This is a genomic window from Pseudomonas sp. JL2 (assembly GCF_031570495.1).
Classification (GTDB): domain Bacteria; phylum Pseudomonadota; class Gammaproteobacteria; order Pseudomonadales; family Pseudomonadaceae; genus Aquipseudomonas; species Aquipseudomonas rhizophila.
The window spans coordinates 43,901-60,926 of sequence record NZ_JAKUDH010000030.1 but is presented as its reverse complement, the minus strand read 5'-3'; the positions used below and the strand labels follow the sequence as shown (position 1 = coordinate 60,926).

General features: G+C 60.4%; 14 protein-coding genes. 13 read left to right on the top strand and 1 reads right to left on the bottom strand.

Annotated elements, in window-relative coordinates:
- Positions 1-221 precede the first annotated feature (221 nt).
- The 10 genes from MKS85_RS26415 (at position 222) to MKS85_RS26370 (ending at position 12,460) form a co-directional block, all read left to right on the top strand.
- Positions 222-857, top strand: a complete 636-nt coding sequence (locus MKS85_RS26415; protein ID WP_047230327.1) for a hypothetical protein — start codon at positions 222-224, stop codon at positions 855-857.
- A 154-nt stretch (positions 858-1,011) separates the two neighbouring features.
- The gene (locus MKS85_RS26410) at positions 1,012-2,517 is read left to right on the top strand and encodes a YdgA family protein (protein ID WP_139048756.1); all 1,506 of its coding nucleotides are present in this window, start codon (positions 1,012-1,014) and stop codon (positions 2,515-2,517) included.
- Between the two features lie 229 nt (positions 2,518-2,746).
- Positions 2,747-5,227, top strand: a complete 2,481-nt coding sequence (gene pgaA, locus MKS85_RS26405) for a poly-beta-1,6 N-acetyl-D-glucosamine export porin PgaA (protein ID WP_139048757.1) — start codon at positions 2,747-2,749, stop codon at positions 5,225-5,227.
- A gap of 12 nt (positions 5,228-5,239) precedes the next feature.
- Positions 5,240-7,237: a poly-beta-1,6-N-acetyl-D-glucosamine N-deacetylase PgaB gene (pgaB, locus tag MKS85_RS26400; RefSeq protein ID WP_160891509.1), complete on the top strand. Its 1,998-nt coding sequence runs from the start codon at positions 5,240-5,242 to the stop codon at positions 7,235-7,237.
- A gap of 1 nt (position 7,238) precedes the next feature.
- Entirely contained in the window at positions 7,239-8,594 is a 1,356-nt protein-coding gene (pgaC, locus tag MKS85_RS26395; protein WP_076383117.1) for a poly-beta-1,6-N-acetyl-D-glucosamine synthase, read from the top strand.
- Positions 8,591-9,094: a poly-beta-1,6-N-acetyl-D-glucosamine biosynthesis protein PgaD gene (pgaD, locus tag MKS85_RS26390; RefSeq protein ID WP_139048758.1), complete on the top strand. Its 504-nt coding sequence runs from the start codon at positions 8,591-8,593 to the stop codon at positions 9,092-9,094. Before pgaC ends, pgaD begins: the two co-directional genes overlap by 4 nt.
- A gap of 343 nt (positions 9,095-9,437) precedes the next feature.
- Entirely contained in the window at positions 9,438-9,998 is a 561-nt protein-coding gene (locus MKS85_RS26385) for a YbhB/YbcL family Raf kinase inhibitor-like protein (RefSeq protein WP_139048759.1), read from the top strand.
- Between the two features lie 134 nt (positions 9,999-10,132).
- Entirely contained in the window at positions 10,133-10,306 is a 174-nt protein-coding gene (locus MKS85_RS26380; protein WP_171061296.1) for a hypothetical protein, read from the top strand.
- Between the two features lie 39 nt (positions 10,307-10,345).
- The gene (locus MKS85_RS26375) at positions 10,346-11,659 is read left to right on the top strand and encodes an MFS transporter (RefSeq protein ID WP_139048760.1); all 1,314 of its coding nucleotides are present in this window, start codon (positions 10,346-10,348) and stop codon (positions 11,657-11,659) included.
- A gap of 69 nt (positions 11,660-11,728) precedes the next feature.
- Positions 11,729-12,460, top strand: a complete 732-nt coding sequence (locus MKS85_RS26370) for a hypothetical protein (RefSeq protein WP_047230319.1) — start codon at positions 11,729-11,731, stop codon at positions 12,458-12,460.
- An 8-nt stretch (positions 12,461-12,468) separates the two neighbouring features.
- On the opposite strand, the gene MKS85_RS26365 is transcribed toward MKS85_RS26370, so the two are convergent.
- Entirely contained in the window at positions 12,469-13,347 is an 879-nt protein-coding gene (locus MKS85_RS26365) for a LysR family transcriptional regulator (RefSeq protein WP_107321442.1), read from the bottom strand.
- Positions 13,348-13,454: 107 nt separating this feature from the next.
- Here MKS85_RS26365 and MKS85_RS26360 point away from each other — a divergent pair, with 107 nt between their 5' ends.
- The 3 genes from MKS85_RS26360 to MKS85_RS26350 all read left to right on the top strand — a co-directional run bounded on the left by MKS85_RS26360 (position 13,455) and on the right by MKS85_RS26350 (position 16,963).
- Positions 13,455-14,456: a zinc-dependent alcohol dehydrogenase family protein gene (locus tag MKS85_RS26360; RefSeq protein ID WP_139048761.1), complete on the top strand. Its 1,002-nt coding sequence runs from the start codon at positions 13,455-13,457 to the stop codon at positions 14,454-14,456.
- 164 nt (positions 14,457-14,620) lie between these two features.
- Positions 14,621-15,202 carry a hypothetical protein gene (locus MKS85_RS26355; RefSeq protein ID WP_139048762.1) on the top strand — a complete coding sequence of 194 codons (582 nt, stop codon included), beginning with the start codon at positions 14,621-14,623 and terminating at the stop codon, positions 15,200-15,202.
- A 99-nt stretch (positions 15,203-15,301) separates the two neighbouring features.
- Positions 15,302-16,963, top strand: a complete 1,662-nt coding sequence (locus MKS85_RS26350; protein ID WP_139048763.1) for a VWA domain-containing protein — start codon at positions 15,302-15,304, stop codon at positions 16,961-16,963.
- Positions 16,964-17,026: the final 63 nt, after the last annotated feature.

Genomic DNA, 17,026 nt, shown 5'->3' with positions numbered 1-17,026 from the left:
TGTGGGGTTTCCCCATGTGAGAGTAGGTCATCGTCAAGATTGAATTCCCAGAACCCCTGTCTGCTGATGCAGACAGGGGTTCTGTCGTTTTGGGCCGGTAATCGGATCGCCCCTCATGATTGCTGTCCACACACGGCAAACCCTGTGGCCATTGCTATGCTGTGATAGTCGGGGCATCTGAAAAATGGCCCGCGATGTCACTGGTCATGGGGATTCCAATAATGAAAAACCCTTATGCTCCTGGCTTCTGGTGCGCCCTCGCAGCGTTGGTGTTGCTTTCGGCCACTTATTTCTATGGCGTCATGCTGACTCACCAGATCGACAAAGCACTGATCTTCCTCGATAGCGCGGCTGCGCTGATCGGTGTGATATCCATCGCAATCGTGGCCTGGGCATCGCTCCAAGGGCAACGCATCAAAAAAAAGCATCTTGAGCAGGGTAAGACTCTGGTGCTGATCTGGGATACCAAGGTTGCATTACGCCGGGTCGAAACGGTCTTCGATCGTTATTTCTGGGGCAGTTACTGGCAGCCTGGCCGCACATTCCAGGAAGTCATGGGTGAACTCACCGGTACTCCATTGGAAAAAAGTCTCGAGGCCTTGAAGACCCAATGTGCGGCACTGGACAAACAGGTCGCCGAAGACGACTGGCATTGGCTGAACAACGCTCGTGAGCTCTGCGACGTCGCTAACGCTATGGCGCGGGAGCGCTATCAACTGGACTTCTGCGATCCTCGCGCGGACTCATCGGGCGCGACGGTGATCAATCGTGATTTCGAAGTGTTGGTGTACACCTGGACGGCACGGCTGAAGACGTTCGACCATCAACTCGATGAGATTGAAGTTCAATATTCGTAGACCCTCTCTCAAGAAAACGCTTCCCCCCTTTAAACATTGGGCCCGTTGGCATGCCTGATGGTAATCTCCCTCCACTTCGCGGCGTCGAGCCACACCCTTAGCGGTGTCAGGGAAGACGACGGCTTTTTCAACCATGGATATGATCGGATCACTCATGAATAAATCAGCAAGCGTACTTCTGGGAATCGTTGTGGTCGTCGGTGCAATCAGCGCGGGTGGCGCCTGGTACACCGGAACGAAACTCGAAGGAGTGCTGCAAACCGCCATTGCCGACAGCAACAAGCAAATGCAAACGGCCCTGGCTGGGTCAAATGGCACGGCTTCGATCGAGCTGGTGTCATTGGACCGTGGGACTTTCAGCAGCACCGCCCATTATCGCCTCAAAGGTGAAGGCGAGATGTTTGGTGATGAACCGGTTGAATTGCTGTTCGTCGACAACATCGAACATGGCCCGCTGCCGTTCTCGCGCCTGATGACGCTCAAATGGTTGCCGGTCATGGCTACCAGCCACACCGAACTTGAACGCACGCCGTTGACCGAGAAATGGTTCGTCGCTGCCAAGGACAAGTCGCCGCTCAAAGGTGTGGTCAACCTGGGCTACGACCAGTCGACCCACGGCACGTTCGAGTTGCTGCCCCTGGACACCAAGCTGGATGAACAGTCCGAGCTCAGTTTCTCTGGTCTGAAGATCGACCTGGCCTCCAGCGCCCAGGCAGAGAAAATCAAGGCTGACGGTTATATGGACAGCTTCAAGCTGACCACCGTCGCTGAGGACCAGACGCCGGTGCAAGTCGAGCTCAACGGCCTGACGCTCGCCAGCAACCTGAGCAAGAGCACTTATGGTTATTACATGGGTGATAACGTTTTGATGCTCAGCAACAGCAAGACTACTTTTGGTGAGCAGAAGTCGGTCTTGGGCCTGAAGAACTTCGAAATGAAGAACAACAGCACCGAAAATGGCACCAGCGCATCGGGGCGTGCTGATTACAAGGTCGGTGAGTTGTCCTTCAACGATAAGGCTATCGGTTCTGCGCAGATGGCGGTCAGCCTGAAGAACCTGGACATCCCGGCCACCATGTCGCTCATGCAGGTCTATCAAACCAAGCTGCAACCCTACGAGCAGGCGGCGGCTGAAGCGGCAGCAGCCGGTGAGCCAGCGCCGGAGCTGGTGCTGAGCGAGGCTGAGGAGGCGCAGGTCAAGGCCGACCTGGAAAAACTCCTGGCCGGCGGCCCGCAAGTGGCACTGGAAAATCTGTCGTTCACTACAGCCAATGGCGAAAGCCGCGCGACGCTGGTCATCGACCTTACCAAGCCGCAATCCATGGACCTGCCGCCTGATCAACTGGGTCGTCAGTTGCTCGCCTTGCTGGATTTCAATTTGAAAGTCTCCAAGCCGATGCTGGTTGATCTGTTGACCGTGCAGGCGCAAATGGAAGGCCAGACCGACGCCAAGTTGATCGCCGATCAGGCCACTGCCACCAGCGATATGTTCAGCGCGATGGCGGTGGGCACAGAGCTGGCAACGCTTGAAGGCAACGATGTGGTCACCAAGCTGCACTACGCCAACAATCAAGTTGATTTCAACGGTCAGAAGATGACAGTCGAACAATTCACCGCGTTTGTGATGAACAAGTTGGGTGGCGGCGTAACCATCCAGTAATCGACTGGAGCAACATCCAAAGCCCGGCCTGTGCATTGCGCACAGGCCGGTTTTTTTTGCCCGCGAAAATCTGCATCGATTCTGAAGAATTATGGCGTTTTGGAAAACGACCCGCTCCAGAGTGCAAAACTAGGTCCATTAGAGCTTGGCTGGATTCCTTTGATCCGGCTTCCTGTTTGATGGGCAAGGGGGCACTGCGACCCGGCTGGCCATGTAAGGATGCTGACGAATGCCGCGTACTGTGGGTCCCTTTATTCAATGTGGTTTGCGCCCGTTGTTTCGCCTCGCGCTGTGCAGCCAATTGTGCTGGCCGGTGCTGGCGTTTGCCGATACCGCCTATGACCAGATGGTGCATGACGCTCGCGCCGGCCATTACACGCCTGCATTGTCCGCCTTGCGCCAGGTCCCGGTCGATCAGGCCAGCACCGCGCAAATCAGTGACCATCTGCAGATTGCCAGCTGGGCCGGTTTTGATGCCGAGGTGGTGAAAGTCTATGAAGCCCAAGGCCGCTATCGCGACCTGCCCGTTGCGGCGCTGACTGCAACGGCACGTGCCTATCGCAATCTCAAGCGTTGGGACTCGGCCACCGCGCTCTATCGCCAGGCTTTAATCGTCGAACCTCAGAATCCCCATCTGCAACTGGGGCTGGCCTTAACCCAGGCCGACGCCGGTAAACCCGACGAAGCAGTCAGTCGTGCCAGGACCATGGTTGCAGCCAAACCTGAGGACCCGACGCGTCGACTGGCCTTGGGTTATGCCCTGACCCGTGCCAACAGTCCACACGAGGCGCTGTTCGAATACGACCAGGCCTTTACTCGCGCCGGTAACAATCTCGAGGTCGCCCGCGAATACATCATTGCGCTGCAACGTGCCCGCTTGCCTGAGCCGGCCTTGCGCCTGGCTCGTCTGCAACCCGGGTTGATCGATCAGGGCGTGCAGCGGCGACTGGAGGGCGATGTTGCGGCTGAACGGGTGCGCCTGGCGGACATGGCGAGCCGCAGCGAGAAGGATCGCTTCGTTATCGCAGACCGCGCCCTGGCCGATTACGACAAACTGCTCGCCACCTGGACTCCGGTGGCCGAGGCTCATGACGATGTACTGCGCTGGCGCATCGACCGCATCGGCGCCCTGAACGCCCGTGCTCGACGAGCTGAAGTGATTGCTGAATACCAAAGGCTGCTCGCCGAAGGGGTTGCCATTCCCACTTATGCCTTGCGCTGGGTGGCGTCCTCCTATCTGGAGCAGCGTGAACCGGAGATTGCCGTCGATCTGTACCGCCGGGTACTGACGGCACCTGATGCCGATCCGGCGGACCGCTTCGAAGACAGCACCGCGCTCTACTACGCACTGCTGGAAAGTGAAAAATCCGAAGAGGCCCGTGCCCTGGCTGAAGACTTGGCCAAATCCCAGCAACCACGCGTCGAGCTCAAGGGGCTGCCCATCGGCAACCCCAATGACGAGTGGATGGACGCACAACAACTCGCCGCTCAGGCCGGCACATATGGCGCCGACCTGCCCACCGCCGAGACGCGTCTGGCGACCCTGGTCAATCAAGGCCCCGGCAACATCGGGTTGCGACTGGCCCAGGCTGATCTGTACCAGGCCCGGCAATGGCCGCGACGTTCTGAAAGCCTGCTCAAGGAAGTCGAGACCACGACCCCGCGTAACCGTGAGCTGGAAGTCGCCCAGGCCCGCGCCGCCATGGATCTGCAGGAGTGGCGGCAGATGGACGCGCTGACCGATGACGTGGTCGCCCGGTACCCGGAGAACGCCCACGTCAAACGCCTGCAACGCCAGCGCGAAGTGCACGACATGGCCGAACTGCGTATCGAAGCCTACACCGGCAAGAGTTATGGCGGCGGCAGCGGCGATGCCGGTGCAGTCACCGGTAGTCGCGACTTCGGCATTGAAACGCTGCTCTACAGCCCACCCATCAATGAAGACTGGCGGCTATTCGGTGGCGTCGGTTACGCCACCGGCGATTTCGAAGAAGGCACCGGCCACCATCGCTGGCAGCGTCTGGGTGTGGAGCGCCGCACCCGTGACATGACGCTGGAAGCGGAAGTCTCCAACCACTCTTACGGCTCCGGTGACAAGCAGGGGGCACGTCTGGCCGTGGCCCGGGACATCAACGATCACTGGCAGTACGGTGGCAGCCTGGATTACCTCTCGGCCGCCACCCCGCTGCGGGCGCTCAACAGCGGTATCCGCGCCAACGGCGGCAGTGGTTTCGTTCGCTGGCGTGCCCACGAAAGCCGGGAGTGGCAACTGGCGGTCAGCCCATCGCATTTCAGTGACGGTAACAACCGTCTCGAAACCCTGCTCACCGGTCGCGAAGGCATTTACAGCGCTCCGCGGCTGCAAGTGGAGCTGGGCCTGGAAGTGGGTGCCAGTCGCAACAGCGGCTCTGACGAAGTCCCCTACTTCAACCCCAAGTCAGATCTGAGCGTCATGCCGACCGTCAGCGCCAATCATGTGTTGTACCGCCGCTACGAAACGACGTGGAGTCAGCAGTTCCAGGCCGGCGCCGGTACCTACAGCCAGCGCGACCACAGCACCGGTGCCATGGGCCTGCTCAGCTACGGCCAGCGTTTTATCTGGAACGACGTGCTTGAGGCAGGTGCCGCACTGAGTTGGCTCAACCGCCCCTATGACGGCGACCGCGAAAGCGATCTGCGCCTGCTTGTCGACCTCACCTACCGCTTCTAGAAGAGTTTGAAGATGCCTGTCATTTCGCGATTCATCCTTCTGCTGGGGGTCTTGCTGATCAGCGCTTGTGCCCAGCAAGCCCCGGCGTTCACACCGCCCTCACAGCGCCCGCTGGCGGCCAACGACGCCCCGTGGCCGAAAAACCATGTGCTCGGCATCGCCTATCACGACGTGGAAGACCGCGACCCCGACCAGGCGCTCGTGGCCGTGCGTACCGAACGCCTGATCGAGCAATTGGCTTGGCTGCGGGAAAACAACTACCAGCCGGTCACCGTGGACCAGATCATCACCGCTCGCAACGGTGGCCCGGAACTGCCGCCGCGGGCGGTGTTGTTGAGTTTTGACGACGGTTACTCAAGCTTTTACACCCGCGTCATGCCGATCCTGCGCGCCTATAACTGGCCGGCGCTATTGGCCCCGGTCGGTAGTTGGATCGACACGCCGTCGAACCAGCCGGTGGACTTCGCTGGAGTGCCGCGCAAGCGCTCCGAGTTTTTGACCTGGGAGCAAATTCGCGAGGTCTCGAAATCGGGCCTGGTGGAAATCGCCGCCCACACCGACGCCAATCACAAAGGGGTACTGGCCAACCCGCAAGGCAACCTGCAACCGGCGGCGACGACCCGGCGCTACGATCCCGCCACCGGTCGTTATGAAAGCGAAGCTGATTTCCAGGCTCGCCAGCGCAAGGACGTGGTGGCCATTTCCGAGAAGATCCGCAAGGTCACCGGCTACAGTCCGCGCGTGTGGGTCTGGCCCTACGGTGCCGCCGATGGCACCGCCTTGCAGGTGATTGGCAGCGAAGGCTACCAAATGGCCCTGACTCTGGAAGATGGTCTGGACAGCCTCAATAACCTGATGAGTGGCCCGCGTTTTCTGGTGGCCTCCGATCCGGATGGTGCGCACTTCGCCGAGAGCGTCGTCGGCGTGCAGACCATGGACCCGTTGCGGGTGGTCCATGTCGACCTGGATTACGTCTATGACCCGGATCCTGTGCAGCAGGAAGCCAATGTCGGCAAGCTGATCCAGCGCATTTACGACCTGGGCGCCAACACCGTTTTCCTGCAAGCCTTTGCCGATCCGAAAGGTGATGGTCTGGTGCATTCGCTGTACTTTCCCAACCGTCATCTGCCGGTACGGGCCGATCTGTTCGATCGGGTTGCGTGGCAACTGAAAACCCGGGCCAACGCCAAGGTCTTCGCCTGGATGCCAGTGCTCAGTTTTGGCCTGGATTCGAAACTGCCCCGCGTACAACGTTGGGACCCGGAAACCGGCCGCACGGGTGTGGACCCGGATCAGTACGTACGTTTGTCGCCCTTCGATCCGAGCGTGCGGCGGGTCATCGGCGAAATCTACGAAGACCTGGCGCGGATGAGTTCGGTGGACGGCGTTCTGTACCACGACGACGCCGTGTTTTCTGACTTCGAGGACGCCGGCCCCGCTGCCCTGAAAGTCTATGCCGCCAACGGCCTGCCGACGTCCATCGCCGCTCTGCGGGACGACCCAGCGGCGATGCAGCGCTGGACCCGTTTCAAGAGCCGCTACCTGATCGACTTCACCCACGAGCTCACTGCCAAGGTCCGCGCGATTCGTGGCCCGCAGGTGCTGACAGCGCGCAATATTTTCGCCGAACCGATGCTCAATCCCGAAAGCGAAGCCTGGTTCGCCCAGAACCTGGACGACTTCCTCGGTGCCTACAACTGGACGGCCCCGATGGCCATGCCGTTGATGGAAAAGCAGACCCGCGAGCAATCCGGTCCCTGGCTTGAGCGCCTGGTGGAGACCGTCAAGGCCCGCCCCGGTGCGCTCAAGCGCACGGTGTTCGAATTGCAGGCCCGTGACTGGCACAGCAAACCGGTCAGCGACATCGACGGCGAACAATTGGCCGAATGGATGGGACGCCTCAAGCGTTCAGGCGTGACCAGTTTCGGCTACTACCCGGACAACTTCATCGAAGACCAGCCCGCTGTGAAAACCGTGCGGCCGGCGCTCTCCAACAAGTGGAATCCTTGACATGCTCGACAGACTGCTCGCCCTGCTGGTGCTGGCGATCGTCCTTGGGGTGCCCCTGGGCCTGATCTTCCTGGTCACCGGGCAATTCCTGATGGACTTCGTGTTCTTTTACCCGCTGTTCATGTCCGGGCTGTGGATCGCCGGCGGCCTGTATTTCTGGCTGCACTGGGAGCGTCACTGGCCGTGGAAGGACGACACCCTGCCGCCGCCGCTGGCCGGGGAACCGCTGATCAGCATTCTGATTCCGTGCTTCAACGAGGGCGACAACGTCGCCGATACCATACACGCCGCGCTGGGCCAGCATTACCCGAACATCGAGGTCATCGCCATCAACGACGGCTCGAAAGACAACACCGCGCAAGTGCTCGACCAACTGGCGGCTGATGACCCGCGCCTGCGCGTGCTGCATCTGGCGGAAAACCAGGGCAAGGCCGTGGCCCTGCGCATGGGCGCCATCGCGGCGCGCAGTGAATACCTGGTGTGCATCGACGGTGATGCGCTGTTGGCACCCAACACTTGCGCCTACCTGGTGGCACCGATGCTGGACAATGCCCGCCTCGGTGCAGTGACCGGTAATCCGCGTATCCGTACTCGTTCGACTTTGATCGGCCGGGTGCAGGTTGGCGAGTTCTCCTCGATCATTGGCTTGATCAAGCGTACCCAGCGCGTCTTCGGGCGGATCTTCACCGTCTCCGGTGTGATCGTCGCCTTCCGTCGTACGGCCCTGCACCGGGTCGGCTACTGGAGCCCGGACATGATCACCGAAGACATCGACATCAGCTGGAAGCTGCAACTGGACCACTGGAGCATCTTCTACGAACCCCGTGCCCTGTGCTGGATCCTCATGCCCGAAACCCTGCGCGGCCTGTGGCGGCAGCGCCTGCGCTGGGCCCAGGGCGGGGCCGAAGTGCTGTTCAAGAACATCCGCGGCATCTGGCAATACCGCCACCGCTACCTGTGGCCGCTGCTGTTCGAATATTGCCTGTCCACCGGTTGGGCGTTCACGTTCCTGCTGTCGGTGATCTTCTGGGGCGCCGGTAAATTCGTCGAAATGCCAGCGGCCATCGCGGTCGATCACCTCATGCCGCCGGCCTTCACCGGGTTGCTGTTGGCGGTGGTGTGCCTGATGCAGTTCGCGGTGAGCATCCTGATCGATCGCCGTTACGAAAAGGGTTTGTGGCACATCATGTTCTGGGTGGTGTGGTACCCATTGGTGTTCTGGCTGATCAGTCTGTTCACCACCTTGGTGAGTTTCCCGAAAGTGCTGTTCGGGCAGCATCAGAAACGCGCGCGCTGGGTCAGCCCGGATCGCGGCATCAAACCGTTCGATGACGAAGAAGAGGAAGTGATCCGATGAAAATTATCAGGACCCGACAAAGACCTTTTCTGGTGGTCATCGATGCGCTCTTTACCGTGCTGGCGTGGCTGGGGCTGTTGTATCTGTTGGTCAACGGGCTCTGGCCCCTGTTTGACAGCCAGGCAGGCCCGCGCCTAGGTGGCTCGCTCATGGACACGCTCGGGACGTTGCAGATATATGGCTGGATCGCCTTGGTCAACGCGGTGATCCTGATTACCTGGGCGCGCTATCAGCAGCGCAAAAGCCGCAGCTTCGCCCAGCGTCGGCTGCCAGCGCCGGTGGTGGACGATCAAGGCTTGAGCGAAAGCTTCAAATTGACCGACGCGCGTCTGGACACGTTGCGCCGGCCCGGCTCCAAGATCATCCATAACAACCAGGACGGTGATATCAGCCACGTCGTGGCGCATTTCCATCTGCTGAGCCCGGAACTGCAACCGCCGCCACTGGCACCACTGGAAAGGCCCCGGGTGATTCACCTGCCGGTCGATCACTCGGTGTAAGCGCTGCCGCAGGCTGTGATTGTTGATCTTGTTGCTTTCCAGTTCCTCGGAGATTTCCTTCAAAACTCCGCGCTCGCTCCCACAGAGTACGGTCAGCACAAATCAAAATGTGGGAGCGAGCCTGCTCGCGATAGCGGTATTTCAGTCAACATGGATGCCAACTGAACCATCGCCATCGCGAGCAGGCTCGCTCCCACAGGGGGATGGGTGATGTCGCGAATCACGGTCAACGCAGATCAATGTGGCGGATTCGAAGTTCATCGTAATTGTCACTGAAACCTGGCAGGCGCTGCGGCTATAGTTCGCAGGCCGTCCATGGCCTGATCTGCATAAGGTGCCCGGTATGACTCGATCGACTTCCCTTACTCCCTGGCTGGCGGCCATCGCCCTCGTGCTGTGCGCACAAGGGGCGGCCCAGGCTCAGGAACGTTTCACCCTCAGCATGCCAGGTGTGTCGGATAACCGGCTGTTCACCGCGGCGGCCGCCAGTGACGCCAACAACTGCGGCGGTAAGAACATTTCCCCGGCCTTGAGCTGGACAGCGGGCCCGCCTGGCACCCTCAGCTACGCCATTGTCATGCACGACCCGGACGGCCAGAAAGGCCAGGGCGTCGACCACTGGGTTCATTACGGCATCAAGGCCAGCACGCGGCAAATCCCGACGGGCATGGGCACCCAGTCCGCCCTTGAAGGCATAAGTGGCACCAACAGTAAAAACACCCGCGGCTACATTGGCCCTTGTCCGCCCATTGGCGACAGCGCTCATCATTACCTGATTCAGATATACGCGCTCGACCTGCCCCCGCACGCCCTGCCAGCCGGCCTCACACGCCCTCAACTGATGGAAAGAATCAACGGTCACGTCTTGCGCAACAGCAGCGTAGTGCGTCGCTACCACCGCTAATCCAAGCAACAGCTCCCTGTGGCCAGGGAGCTTGCTCCCGCTGGGTCGGGCAGCAACCCTCAACCACAAAATTGGCATCACGCGCCAAAAGCGAGCACTATCGAGCCCCTGTTCATTCATACCGGAGGATGGCGATGACGCAGAAACCCGACGGCATCGCCCGCCTCAAGAACTGCCCCACCAAAGGCGACGAAATACGCCGGGCCATCGCCCAGAGCCGCAAGGATTTCCTGCCTGCTGAAGAGGCCGAAGACGCTGAGCCAGACCAACCACCGGCACAGCCCATGGACGACGGCCAAGACGCCTGAACCGTCCTTCTCAAAAACTTTTCTTGTTTAAATCTGCCCATGACTGCCACAACTCATCTGCCAGACGCCCGATTCAGCCGATCCGACTACAAAACCCTGGGCCTCGCCGCCCTGGGTGGCGCGCTGGAAATCTACGACTTCATCATCTTCGTCTTCTTCGCCCTGGTGCTCAGCCAACTGTTCTTCCCGCCGCAAATGCCCGAATGGCTACGCCTGTTGCAAAGTTTCGGGATTTTCGCCACCGGCTACCTGGCACGCCCCCTGGGCGGCATCCTCATGGCGCACTTCGCCGATCGCCTGGGGCGCAAGCGGGTGTTCAGCCTGAGCATCCTGATGATGGCCTTGCCCTGCCTGCTTATCGGCGTGATGCCGACTTACGCGCAAATCGGCTATTTCGCCCCGTTGTTGCTGCTGGCGCTGCGCATCCTGCAAGGCGCGGCGGTGGGCGGCGAAGTACCGAGCGCCTGGGTGTTCGTGGCCGAACATGCACCGCTGCGGCATCGCGGCTACGCACTGGGTTTCCTCCAGGCTGGTCTGACCTTCGGCTATTTGCTGGGCGCCCTGACCGCCACGGCGCTGGCGCAGATATTCACGGCAGCAGAAATTCTCGATTACGCCTGGCGCTTGCCGTTCCTGCTGGGTGGGGTCTTCGGTGTAATCGGCGTCTGGCTGCGTCGCTGGCTGAGCGAAACGCCGATCTTTATGGCCCTGCAAGCCAAGCGCGAAGGTGCGACGGAACTGCCGCTACGCACCGTGCTGCGGGACCATCGCCACGCCTTGTTGCCCGCCGCCATCCTCACCTGCGTGCTGACGTCCGCCGTGGTGGTGTTCGTGGTCATCACCCCGACCGTTATGCAAAAAAGTTTCGGCATGACCCCCAGTCACACGTTCGCTTTGAGCAGTCTGGGCATCGTCTTCCTGAACATCGGCTGCGTTCTGGCCGGCCTCATCGTCGACCGCATCGGCGCCTGGCGCACTGTCATGCTCTACAGCCTGCTGTTGCCGATGGGCATCGCCGTGCTCTACGCCAGCCTGATCAGCGGCGGCGCCTGGCTGGGCCTGGCCTACGCTGTGGCGGGCCTGGGTTGCGGCGTGGTTGGCGCGGTGCCATCGGTGATGGTCAGCCTGTTTCCGCCGAAAATCCGCGTGTCCGGCATCTCGTTCACCTACAACATTGCCTATGCCTTGTGGGCCAGCGTGACGCCTTTGGTGCTGATCGCACTGGTGCCGTGGAGCCCATGGGTGTGCGTGGGGTATTGCGTGGTGATGGGCGCGGTGGGTGTGGCTGCGGCGGCGTATTTTCCCGCCCGGCATTCGAAGACCGCGCAGGCCTCGTTGGCCTGTGAATCGTAAGGACTCTGCCCCAGGTGCACGACTACACTCATGAATGACCCCGTTTCCAACTCGAGGAGGACGGCCATCATGAAGGCGCACAAGCACGACCTGCTGGAACAAGTCCTGATTGCCCACGGCGGTCTCGAGCGCTGGAACACTTTCAACACTGTCCAGGTCACCCTTGTGACCGGCGGTTCGTTGTGGGCCATGAAGGGGTTAACGCAAGACAATGCACCCCGGCAGATGACTGTCTGGCTGCATGAACAGCGCGCCTCGGTCATGCCGTTCGGTGCGCTGAACCAGCGCACCGCCTTCACGCCTGATCGCATCGCCATCGAAACCACCGAGGGCAAAGTGATCGCTGAGCGTTCGGACCCTAGGGCTTCGTTCTTCAAGCACGAGCAAACCACTCCGTGGGATCCGCTTCACCGTGCCTACTTCAATGGATATGCGCTCTGGTCCTACCTGACCATGCCGTTCCTGTTTACTTTTCCGGGTGTCACCAGCCAGGAGCTGGAACCCTGGAAGGAAGGTGGCCAGGTCTGGCGCCGCTTGCGGGTGAACTTCCCGGACACCCTCGCCACTCACTGCCCGGTCCAGGACTTCTACTTTGGCGATGACTATCTGCTGCGCCGGCATGATTACACCGTGGACGTGAGCGGTGGCCTGCCGGCGGCCCAGTATGTGGAGGACTACATCAAGGCCGATGGGCTGTGCATGCCCAGCAAGCGCCGGGCGTATCGGCGGGATGCGGACGATCAGGCGGTGGAGGGGGAATTGCTGGTGGCGATTGATATCAGTCAGGTTCGTTACGCATAACCGGCTGCTCAAAGACGCTCGCGCAGAAAATCCACAAAGGCGCGAGTTCTTGCCGAGCGGCGCCGGTCTTGGCTGAACACGGCGCTGATGGGCAGCGCTACGGGTTGATAAGCCTCCAGCAGGCTGGACACGGTTCCCTGGCGAACATCCGCGGCGAATAACCACTGCGGTGAAAGCGAAATGCCCAGCCCGCTAAGAACCATCTCGCGAATTGCCTCGCTGCTGTTGCTGGTGACATTGCCCTTGATCGTCACTCGGTGCTGTTTGTCCTGCTGGTCGAAACGCCAAACGTCGTAATGCTCCAGCAGCGTGAAGCCCAAGCAATTGTGGCGGGCAAGATCCGCCGGCTCCAGCGGGGTGCCGTGTTGTTGCAGGTAGGCGGGAGCGGCATACACCCGGCGCGGACTATCGCCGAGGGAAACCGCGACCAGCCCTTCGTTTTTCACCACGCCGATACGAATGGCGACGTCGATGTTTTCTTTCAGCACATCTTCATTTTGGTCGTTCAGTTTCAGGTCGATTTGAACCTGTGGATGGCGCGCCAAAAACTCCCTCATCAAGGGCGCAATGCACAGCCGCCCGAAACTCACCGGGGCGGCCACACGCAAAGGGCCGGCGATCTGCTCCTGGCCACGGGTGAAACTGAGCCGGGCCGTGTCGAGGCTGCTGAGTATTTCCTTGCTGTGGATATAGAAGCGCTGGCCTTGGTCGGTCAGCGCGAGATGGCGAGTACTGCGGGCAAACAACGCACCGCCAAGGTGTTGTTCCAGCGCGCGGATCTGCTTGCTAACCGCTGGTTGACCCAGGTTCAGCTCCCGGGCGACCGCCGAGAACGAACCGCGCTCTACCACTCGCACGAACATCTGCATCGCGTCGAATAGATCCATCTGGATTTGGCCTCTGGTTGGAATAAATCCTATCCATAGTTGCTTACTTATCGGAATGCATCGACGGCCGCAACATGTACTCACCCACTCATTGGAGGTTTACCGTCATGAACAACACCATGTTCGCCGCCATTGCCCAAACCGCTCAGGCTCCGCTGGTCGTTCGCCACATCCCCCGGCCTGTTCCCGGCAAAGGACAGGTATTGATCAGGGTTCACGCCGCAGGGATCAATCCTCTGGATACCAAGATCGCGGCAGGTGGCGGCGCTCATGCCCGCCAGCCGCTGCCCGCCGTACTGGGCATCGATCTGGCCGGAACAGTCGTTGAGCTGGGAGAGGGCGTGCACGATTTCGCCCCCGGCGATGACGTGTTCGGCATGGCCGGCGGCATCGGCGGCGCCCAGGGTGCGCTGGCCGAATACATTGCCGTCGATGCTCACCTGATTGCGCTCAAGCCCGGTTCGTTGAGCATGCGCGAAGCGGCAGCCTTGCCATTGGTCTTCATCACCGCCTGGGAAGGGTTGGTAGACCGGGCAAATGTTCGGGCCGGCCAACAAGTGCTGATCCACGGCGGCGCGGGCGGCGTCGGTCAAATGGCCGTGCAAATTGCCAAGGCCCGCGGCGCCGAGGTCTATGCCACCGGCTCGGCCACCAGCCTGGATTTCATCCGTGAACTGGGCGCGACCCCTATCGACTACCGGGCGCAGGACACCGACAGTTATGTGGGCCTGCACACCGATGGCGAAGGTTTCGACATCGTCTACGACACCGTCGGCGGCTCGACACTGGATGCGTCCTTCAACGCAGTGAAAACCTATACCGGCCACGTACTCAGCTGTCTGGGCTGGGGACAACACAGCCTGGCACCGTTGTCGTTCAAGGGGGCGAGTTATTCCGGGGTGTTTACCTTGATGCCGTTGCTGACCGGCAAGGGGCGCGAGCACCATGGTCGGATAATGCGCAAAGCGGCGGCTTTGGTTGAGGCCGGGGTGCTGCGCATCAAGGTAGACCCACATCGGTTTGGCCTGGGAGACGTGAATGAGGCGTTTGCGCAAGTAGCTCAGGTGCGTGGGCAAGGGAAGACGGTGGTAGAGATGGCGGGGGAGTGACGCGGTCTGCAACTGTTATCCGGAAGCCGCACCCATAAAATCGCCCCGGTCTGCAGCGGCCGGGGTTTTGCCGCCATCCGCTGCCGCCAAAACTTGAGAACCCGTCCAAACTCCGTAGAATGCCGCTGTCACTATGCCACTACCTTTCAGGGACGAATTCAGACATGCGCGTTTTTGCCATATTCCTGGCCCTCTGCCTTATGGCGGGCTGTGCCTCCAAACCCGATTACTACGTTTCCGCCACTCCGGTAACGATCCCCAAGACCGCCACCTTCTGGATCGACACCTTCGACGTTGAAGTCGTAGGCAAGAACGATCGCTTTTTGCCTGACGAAAAGGTCCGTGAGCAATTGCACACCGACCTGATCGGCCGCCTGCTCGAGGACAATCGCTATGCCTCCAGCAAGGAAACCGCCGACTATCTGCTGGACGTCAATGGCGTCTACGCGCGACGTATTCAAGATACCCAAGGTGGCTTCATGAGCAAAATCGTCGCCGATGGCACATTCCTCGCCAGTGTCGATTTCAGCTATCAGGTCAAGGTGAAGAAGGCCGGCGCAGAGGTTTTGCACTTTGCCCAGGCCCGGCAGGGCCTGATGCCGGGCGGCGCGATCGGGCAATTCCAGAACATGAGAAGCATGGTGGGCGCTCTGACCAACAGAGGTAACTCGGATGTCGAAGGCTTTTACACCGGCCAACTGAGCCGCTTTATCGCCGACGACCTGCGGGCCATTCCGTCCCGTTAGGCATGCTCGCATATTAAAAATCTCGTGGTCGTTAACCCGAACCACGAGTGCCTCGCGTCTGACCTTGTGAACGGATCATTCATTCACGAGGTTCAACCCATGTCCCGTCCTCCTTCATTCCTACGTCCTGCAGCCCAGGGCTTCGCCGTGACCTTGCTGGTGGCATTGGCCGGTTGTGGGTTGTCTTCGTCCCGGGAGGCTGCCACGCCGGCCGAACCACCGTCTGCGTCCCCCGCCCCGGTGCGGCAAAGCGAAGTTGCTAACGTGCGCGAGCCTCTGGTCAAGCGTATGGCCGCTCCGGTTTCGATGCCCTCGCCAAGGGTGAGGACCGATGCTGTCGCGGGGGATTACCGCGCCGAGCCCCGCGAGCAGTATGAAAAACTGCAGGACAATCCTATTCATAGTGTTGCCCAAACGCCGGTCTCGACCTTCAGCGTCGATGTCGACACCGGCAGCTATGCCAATGTGCGACGTTTCCTCAATCAAGGTAGCCTGCCGCCCGAAGGCGCCGTGCGACTGGAGGAAATGGTCAACTATTTCCCTTACGACTATGCCGTGCCCACCGACGGTTCTCCCTTCGGCGTGACCACTGAAGTGGCCCCGTCGCCATGGAACCCTCACACGCGCCTGTTGCGTATTGGCATCAAGGCGAGCGATCGCGCCGTGGTGGACCTAGCACCGGCCAACCTGGTGTTTTTGGTGGATGTTTCCGGCTCCATGGACCGACGCGAGGGCCTGCCGCTAGTCAAGAGCACCCTGAAGTTATTGGTGGAGCAATTGCGCGAGCAGGACCGGGTGTCTCTGGTGGTGTACGCCGGCGAATCCCGGGTGGTGCTTAAGCCGACCTCGGGCCGCGACAAGGTCAAGATCCGCAACGCAATCGATCAGTTGGACGCCGGCGGTTCCACCGCAGGTGCGTCGGGTATCGAGCTGGCCTATCAGATGGCTCAGGATAGCTTTATCGACAAAGGCATCAATCGCATTCTGCTGGCCACCGATGGCGACTTCAATGTCGGCGTCAGTGACTTCGACAGCCTCAAGCAAATGGCGGTGGACCGGCGTAAAAGCGGTGTATCCCTGACCACGCTGGGCTTCGGTGTGGATAACTACAATGAGCATCTGATGGAGCAATTGGCCGATGCCGGTGATGGCAATTACGCCTACATCGACAACTTGCTTGAAGCGCGCAAGGTATTGGTCGACCAGCTCAGCTCAACCCTGGCGGTGGTGGCGCGGGATGTGAAGTTGCAGGTGGAGTTCAACCCCGCTCAGGTCAGTGAGTATCGGCTGTTGGGGTATGAGAACCGTGCGCTCAAGCGTGAGGATTTCAACAACGACAAGGTTGATGCGGGCGAAATCGGTGCTGGGCACACAGTGACCGCGTTGTATGAAATTGTTCCGAAAGGCGAGCAGGGCTGGTTGGAACCGTTGCGTTATGCGAGCACACCTAAGCTGGGCGACGAGACAGGGGAGTTGGCGATGCTGCGCGTGCGCTACAAGCCCGTTGAGGGCGGGAGCAGCCGATTGATCGAGCATCCTGTCGCCAGTACGCAAAAAAATGACAAGGCCAGCGATGACTTGCGCTTCTCGGCCGCTGTGGCCGCCTTCGCCCAACAGCTCAAGGGGGATGGCCGCTACACTGGGACGATGAGCTTGAAGGACACCGCGCAATTGGCCCGTTCCGCCCGGGGCGATGATCCGTTTGGGCTGCGTGCCGAATTTGTCCAGTTAGTGGAACTCGCGCAGAGCCTTGAGCGCTGATCCTGACCACGACGAGGATCAAATGTGGGAGCGAGGCTGTTCGCGATAGCGGTGGATCGATCA

What these genes read in the sequence shown, in the direction of transcription:
- MKS85_RS26415 (WP_047230327.1), top strand. Translation starts at nt 222, where the DNA reads ATGAAAAACCCTTATGCTCCTGGCTTCTGGTGCGCCCTCGCAGCGTTG.
- MKS85_RS26410 (WP_139048756.1), top strand. Translation starts at nt 1,012, where the DNA reads ATGAATAAATCAGCAAGCGTACTTCTGGGAATCGTTGTGGTCGTCGGT.
- pgaA (WP_139048757.1), top strand. Translation starts at nt 2,747, where the DNA reads ATGCCGCGTACTGTGGGTCCCTTTATTCAATGTGGTTTGCGCCCGTTG.
- pgaB (WP_160891509.1), top strand. Translation starts at nt 5,240, where the DNA reads ATGCCTGTCATTTCGCGATTCATCCTTCTGCTGGGGGTCTTGCTGATC.
- pgaC (WP_076383117.1), top strand. Translation starts at nt 7,239, where the DNA reads ATGCTCGACAGACTGCTCGCCCTGCTGGTGCTGGCGATCGTCCTTGGG.
- pgaD (WP_139048758.1), top strand. Translation starts at nt 8,591, where the DNA reads ATGAAAATTATCAGGACCCGACAAAGACCTTTTCTGGTGGTCATCGAT.
- MKS85_RS26385 (WP_139048759.1), top strand. Translation starts at nt 9,438, where the DNA reads ATGACTCGATCGACTTCCCTTACTCCCTGGCTGGCGGCCATCGCCCTC.
- MKS85_RS26380 (WP_171061296.1), top strand. Translation starts at nt 10,133, where the DNA reads ATGACGCAGAAACCCGACGGCATCGCCCGCCTCAAGAACTGCCCCACC.
- MKS85_RS26375 (WP_139048760.1), top strand. Translation starts at nt 10,346, where the DNA reads ATGACTGCCACAACTCATCTGCCAGACGCCCGATTCAGCCGATCCGAC.
- MKS85_RS26370 (WP_047230319.1), top strand. Translation starts at nt 11,729, where the DNA reads ATGAAGGCGCACAAGCACGACCTGCTGGAACAAGTCCTGATTGCCCAC.
- MKS85_RS26365 (WP_107321442.1), bottom strand. Translation starts at nt 13,347, where the DNA reads ATGGATCTATTCGACGCGATGCAGATGTTCGTGCGAGTGGTAGAGCGC.
- MKS85_RS26360 (WP_139048761.1), top strand. Translation starts at nt 13,455, where the DNA reads ATGAACAACACCATGTTCGCCGCCATTGCCCAAACCGCTCAGGCTCCG.
- MKS85_RS26355 (WP_139048762.1), top strand. Translation starts at nt 14,621, where the DNA reads ATGCGCGTTTTTGCCATATTCCTGGCCCTCTGCCTTATGGCGGGCTGT.
- MKS85_RS26350 (WP_139048763.1), top strand. Translation starts at nt 15,302, where the DNA reads ATGTCCCGTCCTCCTTCATTCCTACGTCCTGCAGCCCAGGGCTTCGCC.